Below are 239 nucleotides of genomic sequence, written 5' to 3'. Positions count from 1 at the left end.
AATGCCGTTGGTGACGTTATGGAATTTCTCCGGCCACAGCGCAAGATATTCCGAGAACAGATCTTTCACCACCAGCTGCGAGTGCAACGCCGCCACACCGTTTACCGCAAAGCCGCTGGTGACGCAGAGATTCGCCATGCCCAGCTGATTATTGTGTACCAGCGCCAGTTTCGCCCAGGTCACTTCGTCGTCCGACCAGCGCGCTTCCACCTGCTTCTTCAACTGAGCATTGAGTAGGG

At 56.1% G+C, this 239-nt stretch carries 1 protein-coding gene; it reads right to left on the bottom strand.

All coding sequences use genetic code 11. The features are described 5' to 3' along the window. The coding region (locus tag KVT28_RS26675; protein ID WP_217551321.1) for a glycogen/starch/alpha-glucan phosphorylase at nt 1-239 on the bottom strand (239 nt) is incomplete at both ends.

It is taken from the genome of Pantoea sp. GbtcB22 (assembly GCF_019091025.1).
Taxonomy (GTDB): domain Bacteria; phylum Pseudomonadota; class Gammaproteobacteria; order Enterobacterales; family Enterobacteriaceae; genus Pantoea; species Pantoea leporis.
This window is presented reverse-complemented; position numbering and strand designations above follow the sequence as displayed.